11 protein-coding genes and 1 other RNA gene are annotated in these 20,111 nt (G+C 66.5%); 6 read left to right on the top strand and 6 right to left on the bottom strand.

The window, feature by feature from the left end:
* Window positions 1-491 precede the first annotated feature (491 nt).
* Both EKL94_RS19720 and EKL94_RS19715 read left to right on the top strand, forming a co-directional pair.
* On the top strand, window positions 492-1,601 hold the full coding sequence (locus EKL94_RS19720; RefSeq protein ID WP_126930341.1) for a DUF3667 domain-containing protein: 1,110 nt from the start codon (window positions 492-494) through the stop codon (window positions 1,599-1,601).
* Window positions 1,602-1,676: 75 nt separating this feature from the next.
* Entirely contained in the window at window positions 1,677-2,120 is a 444-nt protein-coding gene (locus EKL94_RS19715) for a GNAT family N-acetyltransferase (protein WP_126930340.1), read from the top strand.
* A 57-nt stretch (window positions 2,121-2,177) separates the two neighbouring features.
* Here EKL94_RS19715 and EKL94_RS19710 read toward each other — a convergent pair whose 3' ends face one another.
* Together EKL94_RS19710 and EKL94_RS19705 are read right to left on the bottom strand one after the other, a co-directional pair.
* Window positions 2,178-13,061 carry an autotransporter-associated beta strand repeat-containing protein gene (locus EKL94_RS19710; RefSeq protein WP_126930339.1) on the bottom strand — a complete coding sequence of 3,628 codons (10,884 nt, stop codon included), beginning with the start codon at window positions 13,059-13,061 and terminating at the stop codon, window positions 2,178-2,180.
* 357 nt (window positions 13,062-13,418) lie between these two features.
* Window positions 13,419-13,736, bottom strand: coding sequence for a DMT family transporter (locus EKL94_RS19705; protein WP_099553816.1), 318 nt, complete (start codon window positions 13,734-13,736; stop codon window positions 13,419-13,421).
* 300 nt (window positions 13,737-14,036) lie between these two features.
* Here EKL94_RS19705 and ffs point away from each other — a divergent pair.
* Window positions 14,037-14,133: signal recognition particle sRNA small type (ffs, locus tag EKL94_RS19700), an RNA gene on the top strand.
* 78 nt (window positions 14,134-14,211) lie between these two features.
* Here ffs and EKL94_RS19695 read toward each other — a convergent pair.
* The 3 genes from EKL94_RS19695 to EKL94_RS19685 are packed head-to-tail and all read right to left on the bottom strand — an operon-like array spanning window position 14,212 to window position 16,114.
* A complete protein-coding gene (locus EKL94_RS19695; protein WP_126930338.1) occupies window positions 14,212-14,601 on the bottom strand; it encodes a nuclear transport factor 2 family protein in 390 nt (129 codons plus the stop codon).
* Window positions 14,598-15,365 (bottom strand): MBL fold metallo-hydrolase, encoded by a 768-nt coding sequence (locus EKL94_RS19690; protein ID WP_126930337.1) that lies wholly within the window; start codon window positions 15,363-15,365, stop codon window positions 14,598-14,600. Before EKL94_RS19690 ends, EKL94_RS19695 begins: the two co-directional genes overlap by 4 nt.
* Window positions 15,365-16,114 (bottom strand): 3-deoxy-D-manno-octulosonic acid kinase, encoded by a 750-nt coding sequence (locus EKL94_RS19685; RefSeq protein WP_126930336.1) that lies wholly within the window; start codon window positions 16,112-16,114, stop codon window positions 15,365-15,367. Before EKL94_RS19685 ends, EKL94_RS19690 begins: the two co-directional genes overlap by 1 nt.
* Window positions 16,115-16,134: 20 nt before the next feature.
* Between EKL94_RS19685 and EKL94_RS19680 the strand changes: the two genes are divergently transcribed.
* Window positions 16,135-17,181, top strand: a complete 1,047-nt coding sequence (locus EKL94_RS19680) for a glycosyltransferase family 9 protein (protein WP_126930335.1) — start codon at window positions 16,135-16,137, stop codon at window positions 17,179-17,181.
* Between the two features lie 48 nt (window positions 17,182-17,229).
* Here EKL94_RS19680 and EKL94_RS19675 read toward each other — a convergent pair whose 3' ends face one another.
* Window positions 17,230-17,634: a DUF6165 family protein gene (locus EKL94_RS19675; protein WP_046982834.1), complete on the bottom strand. Its 405-nt coding sequence runs from the start codon at window positions 17,632-17,634 to the stop codon at window positions 17,230-17,232.
* A 151-nt stretch (window positions 17,635-17,785) separates the two neighbouring features.
* On the opposite strand from EKL94_RS19675, the gene EKL94_RS19670 reads away from it, so the two are divergent.
* Entirely contained in the window at window positions 17,786-18,298 is a 513-nt protein-coding gene (locus tag EKL94_RS19670; protein ID WP_126930334.1) for a winged helix-turn-helix transcriptional regulator, read from the top strand.
* Between the two features lie 20 nt (window positions 18,299-18,318).
* Window positions 18,319-19,653, top strand: coding sequence for a beta-ketoacyl-ACP synthase II (fabF, locus tag EKL94_RS19665; RefSeq protein WP_185830062.1), 1,335 nt, complete (start codon window positions 18,319-18,321; stop codon window positions 19,651-19,653).
* Window positions 19,654-20,111 lie beyond the last annotated feature (458 nt).

Genomic DNA, 20,111 nt, shown 5'->3' with positions numbered 1-20,111 from the left:
TTCTTACACCGTGTAAATGTGTGATGCGTAACAGCCTTTCGTTGATCTGTCTGAAAGGAACGACACATCACGTACGTTGGTATAGATGTTTATTTTGTTTACAAGCCGAACACGGGAAACGAACTCGGCGTCCCGCTGGTGGGCTCGGAGATGGTTAGAAGAGCCAGCCCTTTGCCTGCCTCTCCCCGCCCCTGTCGGGGCAGCCCCTCAACAGAGGGGCTTGTTCCTCCAGATACGCGATATGCACGGACAGACCACCGCAGCGGGTCCCGGGGCGCAGCGCGCACCGGGATCGGGTGCATGGATGCACCCGATGGATGCACCCGACAATCCCCCTCTTCCGCGCTCTCGGGGACAGATCAGTAGATCCACGCCATGCGTGGATGCTCTTGGTCGCCTTCCGCACGCTCCGGGCACCACAAAACAAAACTGAACGAAACCTGAAATTTCGCTATGGTAGGCGCCTTCAACCGACGCCTGGCCCATTGCCCATGAGCTCGACCGACAGCGCGCACGCCGCCTGCGAGAACTGCGACACCGCCCTGCAGGGCCACTACTGCCACCGCTGCGGGCAATCGGCGCACAACCCGCTCAAGCACGTGGGCCACGCCATTGAAGAAGTGTTCGAATCCTTCTGGCATCTCGATGGGCGTATCTTCCGCACGCTGCGCGATCTCTGGGTTCCCGGCCGCATCGCACTGAACTACCTCAATGGGCGTCGCGTGGGATACGTACAGCCCCTGCGGCTGTTCGTCATCCTCACCCTGTTTACGTTCTTCATCGGCAAGCTGTTCGTGCATGTCGACGACATCCACATGGGCGGCAGCAGCGGTTCGGCGTATACCAGGGCCACAACCGTGGAGCAGGTCGAAGCCGCGCGCGCGGAGCAGCTCGCGACGATCGATCGCCAGCAGGCCAACTCACCCGCCACCGGCAACGCCGGCTTCGCCATGGCCAGGGCTGCAGTGAATGCCGCAGCCGCGCAGCGCAAAGCCGAGCTCACCGGTGCCGGCAAGGACGCCGCCACGACGGAAAACGGCACTTTCTTCAACCACACCGTCAACGGCAAACCGTGGGACGCTGATACCAACCCCATCGTGGTTGCCGGCTGGCCCCGGTTCGCCAACAACTGGCTCAACAAGCGCCTGCACAACGGCAACGCCAACATCCAGCGCATGGGCGGCAAGACCGATCTGTACATGCAGGCGATCCTGACCGCATTGCCCGGCGCCCTGTTCTTCCTGATGCCAGTGTTCGCACTGGTACTGCGCGTCGCCTATATTCCGCGGGCGATGGGCTATCTGGAACACCTGGTGGTGGCGCTGTACAGCCATTGCTGGCTGATGATGGTGCTGCTGGCAACCTTCCTCATCGCTGGCGTCAGCAGCGCGTTCGCATCACCCGCAATCGGCGCCGTCAGCCAATGGCTGTATGCACTGCTGTGGCTGGCGGTCCCGGTCTATCTGCTGTGGATGCAGCAACGCGTGTATGGCGGCAACAAGGCGCTGACCGTGCTGCGCTACCTGGCCATCGGCGGCGTCTACCTGTTCCTGGTGAGCTTCGTGGTGATGTATGCGGTGCTGGCGGGAATCTCGGCCTGAGGGAAACACGCACGGCATCCGGTCCACGAATCCACGCATGGCGTGGATCTATTGACGATCGTCTATCGTGGGCCCATGAACCTCCGCCTCTACCGCCCCGCCGATGCCAGCGCCTGCCTGTCGATTTTCGACAGCAACGTACCCACCTACTTCGCGCCCGAAGAGCGCAGCGACTTCGAACGCTTCCTGCGCGAACAGACCACGGACTGTGCATTCCAGGTGCTCGAGCGCGATGGCAGCATCGTGGCCTGTGGCGGCCTGTCGCGACGCGGTGACGGCGGTGCCGGTTTCTGCTGGGGCATGGTGCAGCGCGCGCTGCACCGGCATGGACTGGGCCGCGAACTGGCGCTGGCACGCCTGCGCCAGGCCGAAGCGGATCCCTCAATCAAGCGCATCGCGCTCAGTACCAGCCAGCACACTCAGGGCTTCTATGCCGGCCTGGGCTTCCAGGTGACGCGGATCGTGCCCGATGGCCACGGCGCCGGAATCGACGCCGTGGAAATGGAACGGGAGCTCTAGCGCTCCCGCCCAGGCCCCATCCACGCAGGGCGTGGATCTACCGCTGGCCCGCTCCCCTCAGAAACCCACACGCAGGTTGATCTGCCCGCCGACATCGCGGCGGCCATCGCCGTGCTGGCCCTGCACGAACATCGACAGCTGGCTGTTGCGGCCGAGCCCAACCGCCACGCCAACCTGGCTGACCAGCGCATTGCGTGCCATCACCGCGCTGTAGACGTCGAAGGCATTGCCACCGACGGCGAAGCGGTTGCGGCTGGCCACATCGGTGTCACCCGAAGCGTGCTGCCAGCCGAGGCCGACGGTCAGCTGCGCCGGGAAGCGCTCGCCGCTGCCCACGTCCCAGCGTCCACGCACGCCCACGGTGCTGACATTGAGCGTGTCCTTGCCGCCTTCCAGCTCCAGTGCGGCAGTGCCGCCCTGCTCCACTGCGCGATCGCTGTCGACCCAGTGCTTGGTGAACTGCACGTACGGCTGCAGCTGGGTCCTGCCGTGGGTCCAGGTCCAGCTGCCCTCCACCTGCGCGATGGTCACATCCGAGTCCTGGCGGCTGTACAGGGTCTGGCCCAGCAGCGGCACCTCACGCGTGGTACGCGTGCGGTAGTCACCGCGCGATACGCTGCCACCGACCGCAAAGCCGTTGTTCCACTGGCCCTGCGCATACAGGCCGAACGTGTTGCCGCGCAGGCGGGCCCGCGAGCTGCGATCGTACAGGCGCGTATCCAGCCGCTCGTTGCCTGCGGCCGCACCCAGCACCACGTGCTCGCCCAGCTGCCAGTCCACGCCCGCCATCAGCGCATTGCGGTTGGAGCGGATGTCATCGCCGTTGCCGTCACCGTCCTGGCGGAACACCTTGCCACTACCGGCCAGCCAGGCCGAGGCACGCTCACCACGCACGGTCGGCAGCTCACTGCCCAGACGCTGGCGGATGCCCTCTTCCAGGTAGTTGTCGTACAGCAGCACCGCACGGCTGGCCGCATGCACTTCACCGGACAGCTGGTCGAACGCCGCGCGCGCGGTACCCGCGTCATACATCAACAGCGTGTTGTACAGGCCCAGTGCCGAACCACTCTGCGGCAGACTGTCCAGCGCTGCGGCGGTGTTGTACTGGTTGCGCGTCTTCGCCGCCGTGGTGAATGCCGCGGTCTGCGTCACGTCGATCTGCAGGTTGGCCGTGTTCGCGGTATAGACCGGGGTGATGGTCAGGAAGGCCGACGGCGTCTTCGCCGAGGCGAACTGCCCGCTCACGCCACCGCCCGCGTTGACCACGGTGTACTGCTGGCCCTGCTGGTAGCTGGTGCTCGGCGAAATGGTGTTCACCTGCACGGTGCTGCCACCCACGTTGGCACTACCCCCCACCTGCACCGTGTCGCTGCCGGTGGCACCCAGATCGATGCCCAGCGTGCTGCCCGGCGACAGGGTCAGGTTGCCTCCCACCGTGATCGTGCCGGTGCCATTGCCCGCACCACTTCCATTGCCCGGGCCATTGCCCGGCGACAGCACGCCGCCGGTGGATACCGTCACGCCACCGCCGGTGCCACCGATGGTGCCGGTGCCGGACAGCGTGGTGCCGCTGCCGATGGTCCACTGGCCGCCGATGTTGCCGGTGACATTCAGGCCGCCGCCGGTGACCTGGCCGGTGCCGTTGAAGCCACCGCTGTTGCCGCCCAGATTCAGCGTGCCCGGGCCGGCCTGCACGATGCTGCCGCCACCGCTGATGGTGCCGCCCAGCGTGGTGGTGCCACCGGTGTTGATGACCAGGCCACCGTTGTTGGTGATGTTGCCGGTGACCGAACCGCTGGCCCCGCCGTTGCCGACCTGCACCGTGCCACCCGCGTTGATGGTGGTGCCGCCGGTGTAGGTGTTGTTGCCGGTCAACGTGATGGTGCCGTTGCCGGCCTGGGTCAGGCCACCACTGCCACTGATGGTGCCGCCGACGGTGGTATTGCCACCTACGTTGAACACCAGGCTGCCGTTATTGCTGACGTTGCCGGCAATCGATCCGCTCGCGCCGCCGTTGCCGACCTGCAGCGTGCCGCCGGTGTTGATGGTGGTGCCGCCGGTGTAGGTGTTGTTGCCGCCCAGGATCAACGTGCCGCTGCCGGCCTGGGTCAGGCCGCCGCTGCCGCTGATGGCGCCGCCGACGGTGGTGTTGCCACCCACGTTGAACACCAGGCTGCCGTTGTTGGTCACGCTGCCGCCGATCGCACCGGTTGCGCCGCCATTGCCCACCTGCAGGGTGCCACCGGCGGTGATGGTGGTCGGGCCGGTATAGGTGTTGTTGCCGGTCACGGTCAGTGTGCCGCTGCCGGCCTGGGTCAGGCCGCCGCTGCCGCTGATGGTGCCCCCCAGCGTGGAGTTGCCGGCCACGTTGGACACCAGCGTGCCGTTGTTGGTGACGTCGCCGACGATCGAGCCGGTCGCACCACCATTGCCCAGCTGCAGCGTGCCGCCGGCGTTGATGGTGGTACCGCCGGTGTAGGTGTTGGTGCCGGTCAGCAGCAGCGACCCACTGCCCGCCTGGGTCAGGCCACCTGTACCGCTGATGGTGCCGCCCAGCGCGGTATTGCCGGCCACGTTGGAAATCAACGCACCATTGTTGGTGATGTCGCCGGCGATGGCGCCGGTTGCCCCGCCGTTGCCGACCTGCAGCGTGCCGCCGGCATTGATGGTGGTGCCGCCGGTGTAGCTGTTGTTGCCGACCAGGGTCAGCACGCCGGCGCCGGCCTGGGTCAGGCCACCACTGCCACTGATCGCGCCACCGACGGTGGTGTTGCCGCCGACGTTGAACACCAGGCTGCCATTGTTGGCGACGTTGCCGGTGATCGCACCGGTTGCGCCGCCATTGCCGACCTGCAGCGTGCCACCGGTATTGATGGTGGTGCCGCCGGTATAGGTGTTGTTGCCGGTCAGCACCAGCGTGCCGGCACCGGCCTGGGTCAGGCCACCGGCGCCGCTGATGGTGCCACCCAGCGTGGTGTTGCCGGCCACGTTGGACACCAGCGCACCGTTGTTGGTGATATCACCGATGATCGCGCCGGTCGCACCACCGTTGCCGACCTGCAGCGTGCCACCGGCATTGATGGTGGTACCGCCGGTGTAGGTGTTGTTGCCGATCAGCACCAGCGTGCCACCGCCGGCCTGGGTCAGGCCGCCGCTGCCGCTGACCACGCCGCCCACGGTTGCCGTGGTGCCGAGGTTGTAGACCAGGCTGCCGTTGTTGGTGATATCACCCAGCACTGAGCCGGTGCTGCCGCCGTTGCCGATCTGCAGCGTGCTGCCGCCATTGATGGTGGTGCCGCCGGTATAGACGTTGTCGCCGCTCAGGGTCAGCGTGCCGGTGCCGCTCTGCACCAGGCCGCCGGTGCCACTAAGCACGCCGCCGAAGGTGGTGCTGCCGTTGTTGCCGCCGGTGGTCAGGGTTGCACCACCCAGCACCACGCTGGAGCCGGTTACGCCAGCCAGGCCACCGATGCTCTGGCTGCCACCGGCACTGATGTCCAACGTGCCAGCGCCGGCCAGGTTCACCGTGCTGGCACCGGACAGGCTGCCACCGGCCGCCACCGCCAGCGTGCCGCTGTTGATGGTGGTGGCACCGGTATAGGTGCTGGCACCGCCCAGGGTGACAGTCGCTGCGCCATCCTTGAGCAGGCCGCCAGCGCCGCTGATCGGGCCGTTCAAGGTCAGCGTGTTGCCGCCGGCCAGGGTCAGCGTGCCGCTGGCCAGCTGCACGGTGTTGGCCAGGGTCAGCGCGCTGGTGCCGTCCAGGCTGGCGTTGCCGCCCACGGTCAGCGTGCCGGTTCCCAGCGCACCGTTGTCGCCCAGCACCAGGCCACCGGCGTTGAGTGCCACGCCGCCGCTGAAGGCATTGTTGCCGCTCAGGGTCTGCACGCCGGCGCCGTTCTTCACCAGGCCACCGGTGCCGGTGATGCTACCGGCGAATGTGGCGTTGCCGGCACCATTGAGTGTCAACGTGCTGCCACCCAGCGCCACGGTGCTGCCGGCCACGCCTGCCAGCGAGCCGATGGCCTGCGGGCCACCCGCGCTGATGTCAAAGGCGGTACCGGCGTTGGCCAGATTCACCGCACCCGTGGCAGCCAGGCTGCCACCGGCGCCGATCGCCAGCGTACCCGCGTTGATGGTGGTGCCACCGGTGAAGGTATTGGTGCCGGTCAACGTCTGGGTGCCCGAACCTTCCTTGACCAGGCCGCCGGTGCCCGCCACCGAACCACTGAAGGTGCCATTGGTGGCGTCTCCGATCGTCAGCGTGTTCGCGCCCAGATTCACCGTACCGTTGCCGATCAGGGTGCCGAACTGCTGCGTGCCGCTACCCGCCGACAGATCGAAGGTCGCACCCGAGGCCAGGTTGACGATGCCACTGGCGTGCAGGCTCGCGCCCGCGCCCAGTGCCAGCGTACCGGCGTTGATGTTGGTGCCGCCGGTGTAGGTGTTGGTGCCGTTCAAGGTCAGCGTCGCTGCACCCTCCTTGGTCAGGCTCCCGGTACCACTCAGGTTGCCGTTGAGGGTGAGGTTGTTGCTGCCGAGGACGGTCAACGCGTTGTTGAGGATGAAGTTGTTGCCCAGCGTCACGGCAGCGTTCGAATCGAGCGTGGCCGCGCCTCCAACCGTCACCGCACCGGTGCCCAGCGCAGCGTTGTTGCCGACCACCAGGCCACCGGCGCTGAGCGCCACGCCACCGCTGAAGGTGCTGGCGCCATTGAGCGTCTGCACGCCTGCGCCGTTCTTGATCAGGCCACCATTGCCGCCGATCACACCGTTGAAGGTGCTGTCCACCGTGCCGCCCAGGGTCAGCGTGCTGCCGCCCAGTGCCACCGTGCTGCCGGCCACGCCGGCCAGCGAACCGATGGCCTGGTTGCCCGCCGAGATGTCGAGCGTGCCGGTGCCGGCCAGGTTCACCGCGCCGGTCGCGGCGAGGCTGCCACCGGCACCGATCGCCAGCGTGCCACTGTTGATGGTGGTGCCTCCGGTGTAGGTGTTGGCACCGCTCAGGGTCACCGTGGCCGCACCGTCCTTGATCAACCCGCCTGTACCCGAGATCACGCCGCCCAGTGCCAGCGCCTGGCTGCCGAGCAGATCAAGGTTGGCACCCGATGCGAGGTTGATGTTGTTGGCCAGGCTGACGCCGGTCGATGCATCCAGTGTCGCGTTGCTTCCGACCGTCAACGCACCGCTGCCGAGCGCGGCGTTGTTGCCGACCACCAGGCCACCGCCGTTGAGTGCAACGCCACCACTGAACAGATTGGCGCCACCCAGCGTGAGGATGCCGGCACCGTTCTTGACCAGGCCACCGGTGCCGGACATCGCGCCATCGAAGAGGCTGTTGCCCTCACCACCCAGTGTCAGCGTCTGTGCCCCGAGGCTCACCGTCGAGCCGACCACGCCGTTCAATGACCCGATGGTCTGGTTGGCCCCTGCGGTAGAGATATCGAAGCCGGTGCCTGCAGCGCTCAGCGTCACCGCGCCGGTGGCTGCCAGGCTGCCGCCCGGACCAATCGCCAGCGTACCGGCATCGATGAAGGTGCCGCCGGTGTAGGTGTTTGCACCGGTCAGCGTCTCGATGCCCGAACCGACCTTGGTCAGGCCACCGGTACCTGCGATCGAGCCACTGAAGGTGCCATTGGCGGCACCACCGACTTCGATCGAGTTGGCACCGAGGTTCACCGTACCGTTGCCGACCAGCGTGCCGAACACCTGCGTGCCGCTGCCGGCGGACAGATCCAGCGTGGCACCGGTGGCGAGGTTCACAGTACCGCTCGCCGCCAGGCTCGCGCCGGCCCCCAGCGCCAGCGTGCCGGCGTTGATGTTGGTGCCACCGGTGTAGGTGTTGATGCCGTTCAGGGTCAGCGTTGCGCCGCCATTCTTGGTCAGGCTGCCGGCCCCGGAAAGAACACCGTTGAGTGTCAGCGCGTTGCTGCCGAGCACGGTCAGCCCGGCGTTGAGCGCGATGTTGTTGGCCAGCGTTGCCAGGCCGGTGGTATCCAGCGTGGCGGCACCGCCGACGGTCAATGCCCCCGTGCCCAGGGCCGCGTCATTGCCGAGCACCAGCCCGCCGGCGTTGAGCGTCACGCCGCCGCCAAAAGTGTTGGCGCCGGACAGCGTCTGTACGCCCGCGCCTACCTTGACCAGACTGCCGCCGCCACTGATCACGCCGTCGAACGCGGCGTTGCTGGCCGTACCGAAGGTCAATGAATTTCCGCCCAGCGCCAGCGTGCTGCCGCCCGCACCGTTGAGCGCACCGATGGTCTGGTTGCTGCCCGCGCCGGAGATATCGAAGCCAGCGCCTGCGCCCAGCGTGATATCACCCACTGCGGCGAGACTACCGCCCGTGCCCAGCGCCAGCGTGCCGGCGTTGATGGTGGTGCCTCCGGTGTAGGTATTGGCACCGGACAGCGTCAGCGTGGTAGCACCATTCTTGATCAGGCTGCCATTGCCACCGATCACACCCGACAGCGTCAGCGCATTGCTGCCCGGCAACGTCAGTGCAACGCCCGAGCCCAGCGTGACCCCATTGCCGAGCGTCACTGCCGCGCCCGCATCCAGCGTGGTGCTGGCATTCACCGCCAGCGCGCCGGTACCGAGCGCACCATTCGCACCGACCACCAGGCCACCGCCGTTCAAGGTCAGGCCACCACCGAAGGTATTGGTGTTGTTGAGCGTCAGCAGGCCGGCACCGTTCTTGATCAGGCTGCCGTTGCCGGCCACCACGCCCCCCAGGGTGACATCGCTGCTGCCGCCCAGGGTCAGCTGCGTGCCTGCGCCAAAGTTCACCGCGTTGGCCAGGTTCAGTGCCACGGTGCTGTCGAGCGTGGTGGTGCCGCCGATACCCAGCGCACCGGTACCGAGCGCGTTGGCGTCGCCGAGGATCAGGCCGCCCGCATTGAGCGCAAGACCACCACTGAAGGTGTTTGCACCGGACAGCGTCTGCACACCCGTGCCGGTCTTGACCAGGCCACCGGTACCACCGATCACACCGGCAAAGCTGCCGTTGCTGGCACCGCCGAAGGTGAGCGACTGCGCGCCCAGTGCAAGCTGGCTGCCCGCCACGCCGCTCAGGGCGCCGATGGTCTGTGCTGCACCGGCTGCGGAGATGTCCAGTATCGCGCCCGCACCAGCAAGGTTCACCGCACCGGTCGCGGCCAGACTGCCACCTGCCCCCAACGCCAGCACACCGGCATTGATCGTGGTGCCTCCGGTATAGAGATTGGCACCGGACAGGGTGAGTCGTGCCACGCCATCCTTGGTCAACCCACCTGCACCGAATACCGGACCGGTGAGCGTCAGGTCATTGCTGCCCAGCACGGAGAGGTTGGCACCGGCAGCGAGGCCAATGTTGTTGCCAACCGCCAGCGCCGTTGAGGCATCCAGCGAAGCACTTCCGCCCACATCCAGCTGCCCCGTACCCAGGGCCAGCGCATTGCCCAGCTGCAGCACACCCGCGTTGAGGCCAACACCTCCACTGAAGGTATTGGGCCCGTTCAACGCCAGTGTCGCCGCACCGTTCTTGACCAGGCTGCCGGTGCCGGCGATGACACCGCCCAGCGCTACATTCTGGGCGCCCAGCAGGTTAAGCACTGCACCCGTTCCAAGATTGACGCCATTGGCCAGGTTCAGCGCCACCGAACTGTCCAGCGTGGTATTGGCGCCCACCGACAGCGCACCAGTGCCCAACGCACCGGCATTGCCCAGCAGCAGGCCGCCACCGTTGACGGTCACCCCGCCGCCGAAGGTGTTGGCGCCATTGAGGGTCAAGGTGGTGGCGCCGTTCTTCACCAGTCTGCCCGCACCGGAGACCACCCCACCCAGCGTGATCGCCTGCGAGCCCGGCAGCGACAGCGCGGCACCCGCGCCCAGGGACACATTGTTGGCCAGATTCAGCGGGGCGCTGCCATCGAGCGAGACGCTGCCGCCGATGCCCAGCGTCCCCGTGCCGAGTGCGCCGCTGTTGCCCAGCAGCAGGCCGCCGGCGCTTGCGCTCAAGCCACCATTGAAGGTGTTGGTGCCGTTCAAGGTCAGTGTCGACGCGCCGTTCTTGACCAGGCTGCCGGTGCCGGTAATGTCGCCGCCCAGCGTCAGATTCTGGCTGCCCGGCAGGGTCAGCGCCGCGCCGAGGTTGATCGCATTGCCCAGGTTCAGCGCAGCAGTGGTGTCCAGCGAACCGTTGCCACTGACCGTCAGCGCACCGCCTCCCAGCGCACCGGCGTTGCCCAGCACCAGGCCACCGGCCGCAAGATTCACCCCACCGCTGAAGGTATTGGCGCCGGTCAGCGTCTGTACGCCGGTGCCCTGCTTGATCAGGCCACCGGTGCCGCCGATCGCACCGGCGAAGGTCTGGTTGGTGGCATCGCCGAAGGTGAGCGTGCTGCTGCCCAGCGAAAGCGTGCTGCCCGCCACACCGGACAACGCACCGATGGTCTGGTTGCCACCGAGCGAGATATCCAGTTCGGCGCCGGCCCCCGCCAGGCTCACCGCCCCGGCGGACGCCAGACTGCCGCCACTGGCCAGCGCCACCTTGCCTGCGTTCACGTTCAGGCCACCGGTGAACGCGTTGGCCCCACCCAGCGTCAGCGTGGAGGCGCCGTTCTTGACCAGGCTGCCGGTGCCACCGATCACGCCGCCCAGCGTCAGCGCGTTGCCCCCCAGCACATTGAGCGAACCACCCAACCCCAGGTTGATGCCGTTGCCCACGGTCAGTGCCGAGCTGGCATCAAGCGTCACTGCACCACCGACGTTCAATGCGCCGGTTCCCAGCGCACCACCGTTGCCGAGCACCAGTCCACCGGCGGTGAGCGACAGCCCTCCACCAAACGTGTTGGCGTTGTTGAGGGTCAGGGTAGCCGCGCCGTTCTTGACCAGGCTGCCGGTACCGCCGATGACGCCGTTGAAGGTCAACGCCTGGTTCCCGGACAGACTGAGGATGCTGCCGGCGCCCAGATTGACCGCGTTGGCGAGAGCAAGTGCCCCGGTGCCATCAAGGGACACGTTGCCGCCGACACTGAGTGCGCCGGTGCCCAGCGCGCCTGCATTGCCCAGCAGCAGGCCGCCGCCGTTGAGCGCGACGCCGCCGGTGAAGGTATTGGCACCAGACAGGGTCTGGGTACCCGTGCCGACCTTGACCAGCGCGCCACCGACACCGCCGATGACGCCGGAGAAAGTGGTGTTGGTGTTCAGGCCACCCAACGTGAGAGTGCGCGCGCCGAGGTTGAGCGCACCGGATCCGGCGAGTGAGCCGATGGTCTGGCTGGCCGCAACCGAGAGATCGAGGTTGGTACCTGCGCTCAGCGAGATCGCACTTGTCGGCGACAGGCTGCCACCGGCACCCAGTGCCAGCGCACCACCGGTGACCGAGAAGGAGCCCGTGAGCAGGTTGGCACCATTCAAGGTGAGCGTGCCCGGACCCGCCTTGACCAGGTTGCCGGCGCCGGAGATCGAACCGTTGAGGCCAAGACTGTTGTTGCCGAGCAGGTTGAGGGTGCCGCCCCCGCTGACGACCAGGTTGTTGCTCAGGTTGAACGCGGCGTTGGTGTCCAGCGACGCCAGACCACCCACGGTGAGGGTGCCGGAACCAAGAGCACCCGCATTGCCCAGCAGCAGGCCACCGGCGTTGAGGTTGACGCCCCCGGAGAACAGGTTCGCGCCGCCGAGGGTGACGATGCTGGTGTTGTTGACCGTCAGCCCGCCGCTGCCAGCCAACACACCGCCCAGACTGAAGGCGTTGCTGCCGCCGAGGGTCAGGCCCAGGCCGCTGTTGAGCGTGAAGTTGTTGGCCAGGTTGAGGCCGCCGGTGCTCGCAGCGATGCTGCCTCCGGCACCTGTAATCGTGCCGGAACCGAAAGCGCCGGCATCGTTGAAGTTGGCCAGGCCGCCATTGAGCGTCACCGCACCGGCTCCCGACCACAGTCCCTGCAGGTTCCAGGTGCCGCTGTTGACGGTCAGCTTCTGGAAGCCGATGTAGTTGGTCCATCCGATGCTCGATAGCGGACCGTTGTTGGTGGCGTTGTCCTGCAGTACCAGCGTGTTGTTGGCGGCACCGGTACCGGCACCTGCATTGACGGTGCCTGCAGCGGCAACCTTGACCCCGGTAACGCCGGTGATCGTGCCGGCGGCGGCAACGCCTCCAGCGGCGGAAATGGTGGAGCCGGCCAGCGCGGTGAAGCTGTTTCCCCCGGTCGAGTCGCCAAGGTGCACGCTGCCATTGACCGTTCCTGCATTGAGGAACGTATTGCCCGCCGAAGCGCCCAGGCCGACCCGCCCGTTGATGGTGCCGTTGTTGGTCACGTTGGCGGCAGCGCCGCCATAGGTCACCACCGAAGTCGCGTCGGAAACACTACCCAGCCCGATCAACGACATGCTGATCAGGCCATCATTCTTGATGGTGGTCGTGCCGTTGACGTTCTGCGCAACCAGTGCCTGCCCACCAAAGCCCAGCAACGTGGCGAGGTTGACGACACCCTTGATCTGTCCGTCGGAATTGTTGTTGACGACGATCGCGCTGTTGCCCGCCGAGCCATTGCCGATGACCAGGCCGGGGGACGCGAGAAGAAGCGAGCTCGGATCGATCGTGCCGCTGTTGTTGACTGTCACGTTGTCGCCGGTCAGCGTTGCGGCGTTGCCGCCGCCTACGACCGGCGGTGTACGCAGCAACGCCCCCGCAGCAATGTTCAGCTCGATGCCCGACGCGCTATTGCTGTAATTGTTGATGTTGGTAGTGCCATCGCAGGTAACAGTCGAGTTCACCGTGTTGCACGCCGCGAACGCCGAACCGCTGGCCAGCGTGGCCGCAAGTGCTACCGCCAGCTGGTGCGCCCGCAATCGTGGCACCCGCCCTGCGCAGACCGCGCTTCCGCCGGGATTCTGGGCGACCTCCGAAGCAACCTGCATTACGCCGAGGGCACGATTGAAAACCAGACGGTAAATGCGGTTCATCGGTAAATCTCCATGAAAAGACCAGATGGCACTGCAGGCAGGTTTTTTGAAGACAATGCCGCCCACCCCGGCTCCCGGCACGGGAACAAGGCTTGGCTTCATTAACTTCTGAAAATCTTCACATCTTCACGCGACCGCACCTGGAACAGGCAGGCCAACGTGTCCGTCAGGGCGAAAACTCCCCGATTTCGCATGACGAATGGCGGCACTGTGCGGCCGATGGCGCCAGCGGCATGTGAATCACGCTCGTTATTTTCATGACGCGCGTCAAATAAAACGGGCGGACAAAATGATTTTGCCGAAAATGCATATACCTGCAGCAGGCGGAGATTCCCTTCTCCGCCCAGCCAGATGCATTCAGCTGCTCGAGAGTTTCATCAGCACCAGGCCGGAAACGATCAATACCGCTGCGCCGATGCGCATCGGGTTGACCTGCTCGCCGAGAAAGACGATGCCGACCACGAACGCGCCGACCGCGCCGATGCCGGTCCAGATCGTGTAGGCGGTGCCCAGCGGCAGGCTGCGCATGGCCACCGCCAGCAGCCAGAAGCTGGCGATCATGCCGATGATCGTGACCACGGTGGGGGTGAGCTTGGTGAAGCCTTCGGACTGCTTCATGGACACGGCCCAGACGATTTCCAGCAGGCCGGCGAACAACAGATAGATCCAGGCCATGACAGCCCTCCTCTTGGTAGGGCCAGGCCGTCCTGGTCATTGATTCCCGATGCGGGGGAGGTCGTTCCTCCTGGCCGGCATTCTAGCAACGCCGGTAGGTCCGGGGCGTTGCCAGCAGACGCGGGTTACAGCCGATTCAGTGCACGAAGCTGGCGTCGATGTACCTGCCTGCGCTATAGTTGTCGTCTGCCATCGGCCAGCCGATGTGCAGTCCGGCTGTGGTCTCCGGCGCATCGCGCGCTGCTTCCCCTGATCCGTGAACCGGCCGCCCACTGGGCGGCCAACGTCTCTATGGTGGCCCCGTCGGCCCCTCGCGACGCTAGGTCGAAAATCCCGCCAGGGCCGGAAGGCAGCAACGGTATCGATCGACGCGGGCGCCGAGGTCAGCCGGCGGGGCCATCGCCTTTTCCGGCGACGCCCCGCCCCTGGTAGATGCCAACCTTGGTTGGCGCCCTTCGCCGGGCATGGCCCCGCGCTACTGCGTTTCCGGCGTGCCTTGGTGGAACACCACGCGCCACCCTTGCCCATGCCGGCGCCACAGCGAGCTGCGCAGCACCCAGCGTTGCGCCTGGCCATCGACGTGATAGCGGCTGCGGTAGCGCACCTGGGCCAGATCCTCGACCAACAACCACACCGCGTACTGTTCCGATTCGATCAGCACCTGCGCGCGCTCCAACGGGATCTCCTGCAACGCAGCATCACGGCCGTAGCATTGCCCGGAACTGCCGATCTCGCTGAAATCCTCGTCCAGCAGGGCCGCAAGGGACTCGCGATCACCCCGCACCTGCGGCGCATGCAGCGCGCGTTCCAGCGCCTCCAGTTCGGCGGCCAGCGTCGCGTCGGCGGGCTGGCCGGCACCGCTCACGGCGGATCCTGCGCCAGCACGTGCGGTGCAGTGGGGTTGGCCAGCGGCACGCACTGCCCCGGCTGCGCCACACGATGCCCCCGCGCAGCCAGCGCCTGGCCATCGGCCACGCTGGCATAGTGGTAGAGCATCATCCGCGCCTGCAGTTCCGCGCTGTACTCGCGCTCCAGGTCGTCCACACCGGTATGCGACGGGTTGCCGTGCAGGCCGCAGTCGTGCGCGATCAGTTCGTTGTCATTGGCGAAGCGGGCCAGCATCTCCGGAACCGGCCGGGTATCGCCGCTCCAGGTCAGCGCGCCCTGCAGGCGCAGGCCATAGGCGGTCTCCGGCCAGTGGTGGCGCACCGGGAACACCTCCAGGCGCACGCCCTCATGCCAGAACGCCTCACCCACCACGATCAACTGGAAGGCATCCCAGAAGTTGGCGCCGCCCTCGGCCAGCACGTTCGGGTAGTCCCCGATGCGCCTGTGCAGCAGCGGCACCACGGTGGCAGGCACATACAGGCGCACCTTGCCGCGCCGGTGCGCGTTGAAGAAGGTATCGACGAACAGCCGCTCGAAGCCCGCCACGTGGTCCAGGTGCACATGGGTGACGAACAACGCCTGCGGCATGTGGCCGTAGTGCGCCTTGAACGCGGTCAGGCCTTCGCCGCCACAGTCGATGGTCAGCCACGGACGCCCGTCCCGCTCGATCACCGACATCGGCGACCCCAGCTCGACCGCCGACGCATTGCCGACGCCGAGGAAACGCAACGACCAGTCCATCAGGTGCCCCGGTTCCAGGCCATGTCATAGGCGCGGCGCAGCCGCGCGTAGTCCTTCTGCACGTCTTCCACGCTGCGCTCGCCGCGCAGCTTGATCAGCGAGCGCAGCAGGCGCTTGAGATTGCGCTCGCGCCAGGCGGTCGCCGGAATGCGGATCACCCCGCGGTCGAAGTCGATCAGCCAGCCATGGCCATTGCCATCGAACAGGATGTTGTGCGCATTGAGGTCGGCGTGGTCCAGGCCGGCACGATGGAAGCGGGCGATCAGCCGCCCGGTCTCCTCCCACGGTGCGCCCCGGCCAGCGACCAGCGCGCGGTCGGCCAGCGAACGGACATCCTCGATCCGCTCCATCAGGATCGCGGCCCGGTAGCGCAGGCCCTCGCGCATGTAGAACGCGGCGATCGGCCGTGGTACTGGTAGTTTCTTCTCGCGCAGCGCCCGCATCAGCCGGAATTCGGCGAAGCTGCGGGTCCGGTCCGCGCCGCGCCAGAAGTACTGGTCATGGCTGATCTTCGCCGCCAGGCCACCGCGCAGGTAGTGGCGCAGCACGCTGGGACCGAACGGCGCATCGACCAACCAGGCGCTGCCACGGCCGCCCTCACCCACCGGCCGGGCCCTGCTTCCCCAGTGCTGGGGCGAGAACAGGCCGATCTCGGCTTGCCGCAGCCGCTCGCGGTCGAACAGAATGGCCCCGATGCCGCGACCCTCGCGGCATGGCGTCAGCGCTTCATTGGCGTCGAATGCGACCATTTCATTGAGTCTAACAACACATGGCATCAGCGTCCTCCTCCTTGTGCCTCCTGCGCCTGTCCGCACTCGGCGATGTCACCCACGTGGTGCCCCTGGTGCGCACCCTGCAGGCTGCACGTCCGGACACGCCGATCCACTGGATCATCGACAAGGCCGGCCACAAGCTGCTCGACGGCCTGCCCGGCGTCACCTTCCATGCCTACGACAAGAAGAGCGGCATGGCTGGGGTCAAGGAACTGCGCACGCAGCTGCCACCGGGGCGCTTCGAAGCGCTGCTGCAGATGCAGGTGGCGTTCCGCGCCAACCTGCTGTCGGCCTTCATTCCCGCAGAGCGTCGCATCGGCTACGACCGCAGCCGATCGAAGGATCTGCACGGTCTCTTCATCAACGAGCGCATCCCCGACCGCCCCGGCATCCATGTGCTGGATGCCATCGGCAGTTTCTGTGAACCACTTGGCCTGCGCCAGACCGAGGTCAGCTGGGACCTGGCGGTGCCGCAGTCCGCGTATGAGTGGGCCGCCGCGCAATGGCAGGACGATGGCCGCCCGGTGCTGATGATCTCGCCCTGTTCCAGCCACGTGCGCCGCAACTGGTATGCAGACCGCTATGCAGCCGTGGCCAACCACGCCGCACAGCGCGGTTGGCAGGTGGTGCTGTGCGGTGGCCGCAGCGAACTGGAGCGCAGCATGGCCGATGCCATCCAGGCGCAGCTGCACACACCGGCGCTGGACCTGGTCGGCAAGGACACCTTGAAGCAGCTGCCGGCGCTGCTGGCCCGCGCCCATCTGGTGATGACCCCGGACTCGGGCCCGATGCACATCGCCAACGCGATGGGCGCCAAGGTACTGGGCCTGCATGCGGCCAGCAATCCGAACCGCAGCGGCCCCTATTCCGACCGCCGCTACTGCGTGGACCGCTACGATGATGCCGCGCGCAAGTATCTGGCCAAGCAGGCCGCGGATCTGAAGTGGGGCACCAAGATCGAGTTCGATGATGTGATGGAACTGATCACCGTGGAAGACGGTATCGCTGCATTCGAACGCTACGTCGCCGACCACCTGGGGTGAGCGGCAGGACTCATCCACGCATGGCGTGGATCTACCCCTGGGCCGGGATTACGCGCGCTGCGCGTAATCCTGGTAGGACTTCTCTTCCACGTACGCCGAACCCAGCGCCAGGTTGATCGCCTTCTTGATGCGCGCGCGTTCGTCGTTGCGCAGGTAGACGCTACGCGCCAGGTCGATGAAACCCTGGTCGAACGCCTGCGCCTTCTCCTTCAGCCGGATGTCGTCCTCGATGTCCCACAGCTGCTCGTTGACCGCCTTCAGCTCGGCACGCAGCTTGGCGATGTCCTTCACCGCCGCCGGGTGTGCCATCCAGGTCTGCTCCAGCGCCGACAGCTCCTTGCGCACATTGGCCAGCTTGCCCTCGTCGCTGATGCGCTCGGACTTGATCTGCAGGATCGAGATCTTGTCCAGCAGCTCGCCGAAAGAAACGGGGACGAGGATTTCAGCGGTCATGGGGAAAAGCTCCAGCAGGTGATGGGCACATGGTAACCCGGGCCCGAACGATCACTGCCGGAATCAAGCACACCACCTGCCCCATATCCGGCAGTCACGTTGCCCAGATTAGTTACTTCCATATTTGAAGTTACTGGTTTACGCTGCCGCCATGAGAACAACCAGCTTCGCCACGATGGAATGCCCGACGGCGCGGGCACTGGACTGCATCGGCGAGTCCTGGAGCCTGCTGATCCTGCGCGACGCCTTCCAGGGCTGCCGCCGCTTCGACGACTTCCAGCAGAGCCTGGGCATCCCGGCCAACACCCTCACCCGGCGCCTGAAGCATCTGGTCGACAACGGCCTGCTGCAGAAGCAGGCCTACAGCGAACGCCCACCGCGCCATGAGTACGTGCTGACGGCCAAAGGCCAGGATCTGTTTCCGGTACTGGTGGTGCTGTTCGACTGGGGCAGCCGCTACCTCACGCCTGAAGGCACCGCCGTTGCACAGATCGACCGTGGCAGCGGTGCACCGCTGCAGTCGATGGTGGTCGACCGCCACACGCGCACGCCGATCACGGTTGATCGCGTGCTGCTGCAGCCCGGCCCCGTCGCCTCGGAGCAGGTCAGGCAACGCGCCGCCCAGGTCGAAGCCCTCTGGAAAGACGTCCCCCTGCCCGAATGAACCCCACGGTCCCTGCTGCCATGAACACTCCCTCTCTTGCTCCCCCGTATCCGCTGGGCTATCGCCGCGTCGTGGTCACCGGCATCGGCATGATCACGCCGCTGGGCATGAACGTGGAAACCAGTTGGCGCAACCTGCTGGACGGCCACAGCGGCGTGCGCCCAATCGATCGCTTCGACGCCGCGCACCTGCCCTGCCGTATCGCCGGACTGCTGCCGCATGGCAATCGCGCAAGCGGCGGCTTCGACCCGAGCGACTGGGCCGACAGCAAAGAACTGAAAAAGATGGACGACTTCATCGTCTATGCGCTGGCCGCTGCACACGAAGCCATCCACGATGCAGGCTGGCTGCCGCAGGACATCGAACAGCGTGACCGCACCGGCGTCATGGTCGGTGCCGGCATCGGCGGCCTGCCCGGCATCGAAGCCACCGCGCGTGTGCTCGAACGCACCTCCGCACGGCGCATCTCACCGTTCTTCATTCCCTCCACGCTGATCAACCTGGCCGGCGGCCATATCGCCATCCAGTACGGCTTCCGTGGCCCTGCGCACGCGGCGGTGACCGCCTGTGCCTCCGGCGCGCACGCCATCGGCGATGCCGCGCGGATGATCGCGCTGGATGATGCCGACGTCATGATCGCAGGCGGTACCGAGGCGACGGTGTGCGAGCTCGGCATCGGCGGCTTCTGCGCGGCGCGCGCGCTGTCCACCGCCTTCAATGACACCCCGGAGCGCGCATCGCGCCCCTGGGACGTGGATCGCGACGGCTTCGTCATGGGCGAAGGCAGCGGCATCCTGGTCCTGGAGGAATACGAACACGCCCGCCGCCGCGGCGCCCATATCCACGCCGAGATCGTGGGCTATGGAATGTCCGGTGATGCGTACCACATCGTGTCGCCGCCGGAGGACGGCAACGGTGCCGCCCGCGCGATGCAGGCGGCCCTGCGCCGCGCGGATGTCGGCCCGGATCGCATCGACTATCTGAATGCCCATGCGACCTCGACCATGGCCGGCGACCTGGCCGAGATCGCCGCCATCAAGAGCGTGTTCGGCGAACACGCCACCACAGGTGCGATGTCGATCTCTTCGACCAAGTCCTCGATGGGGCACCTGCTGGGCGCCGCCGGCAGCGTCGAAGCCATCCTCTCGATCCTTGCGCTGCGCGACCAGGTTGCACCACCCACCCGCAACCTGGACACCGCGTCGGATGCCTGTGCCGGGCTCGACCTCACCGCGAAGGTGCCGCGTCAACGCCGCATCGATTACGCGCTGTCGAACTCGTTCGGCTTCGGCGGCACCAACGCCAGCCTGGTGTTCCGCAGGCTGCCGGAACAGGACATCGCCACTACGGCGTAATTCCTCCTGTGCATCCACGCATGGCGTGGATCTACTGAGGCACATGGAGCGACAAGCCCCTCCAGGAAGGGTGTCCGAACGTTGCACGGCAACGTTTGGGGCGACGCGCAAAGCGCGTCGCATCCCGCGCCAGATCAGGACATGGTCACTACGGCATAGCTCCCGCTGTGCATCCACGCGTGGCACGGATCTCGCGGATCTACTGATGCATCTGGGGGAACAAGCCCCTCTGTTGAGGGGCTGCCCCGACAGGGGCGGGGAGAGGCCGGCAAAGGGAGGGGCCCACGCGCTGCGCAGCAACGGGCGGGGCCACACCCAAAGCGCGTCCGGTCCCGCCCCACCCAAAGAAAAAAGGGCGCCGTTTAGCCCGCCCTTTTGTCTTTGCCTCGGCGGAGTGAGGGGTGTCCCCTCTTCACCTCTTACACCGCCACCGCAGATCTCCCGTCTCTGTCGCCGTG

The organism is Stenotrophomonas maltophilia, assembly GCF_003970865.1.
Classification (GTDB): domain Bacteria; phylum Pseudomonadota; class Gammaproteobacteria; order Xanthomonadales; family Xanthomonadaceae; genus Stenotrophomonas; species Stenotrophomonas maltophilia_AR.
The sequence above is the reverse complement of the archived record's forward strand: the minus strand, read 5'-3'. Positions and strand labels throughout refer to the sequence as shown.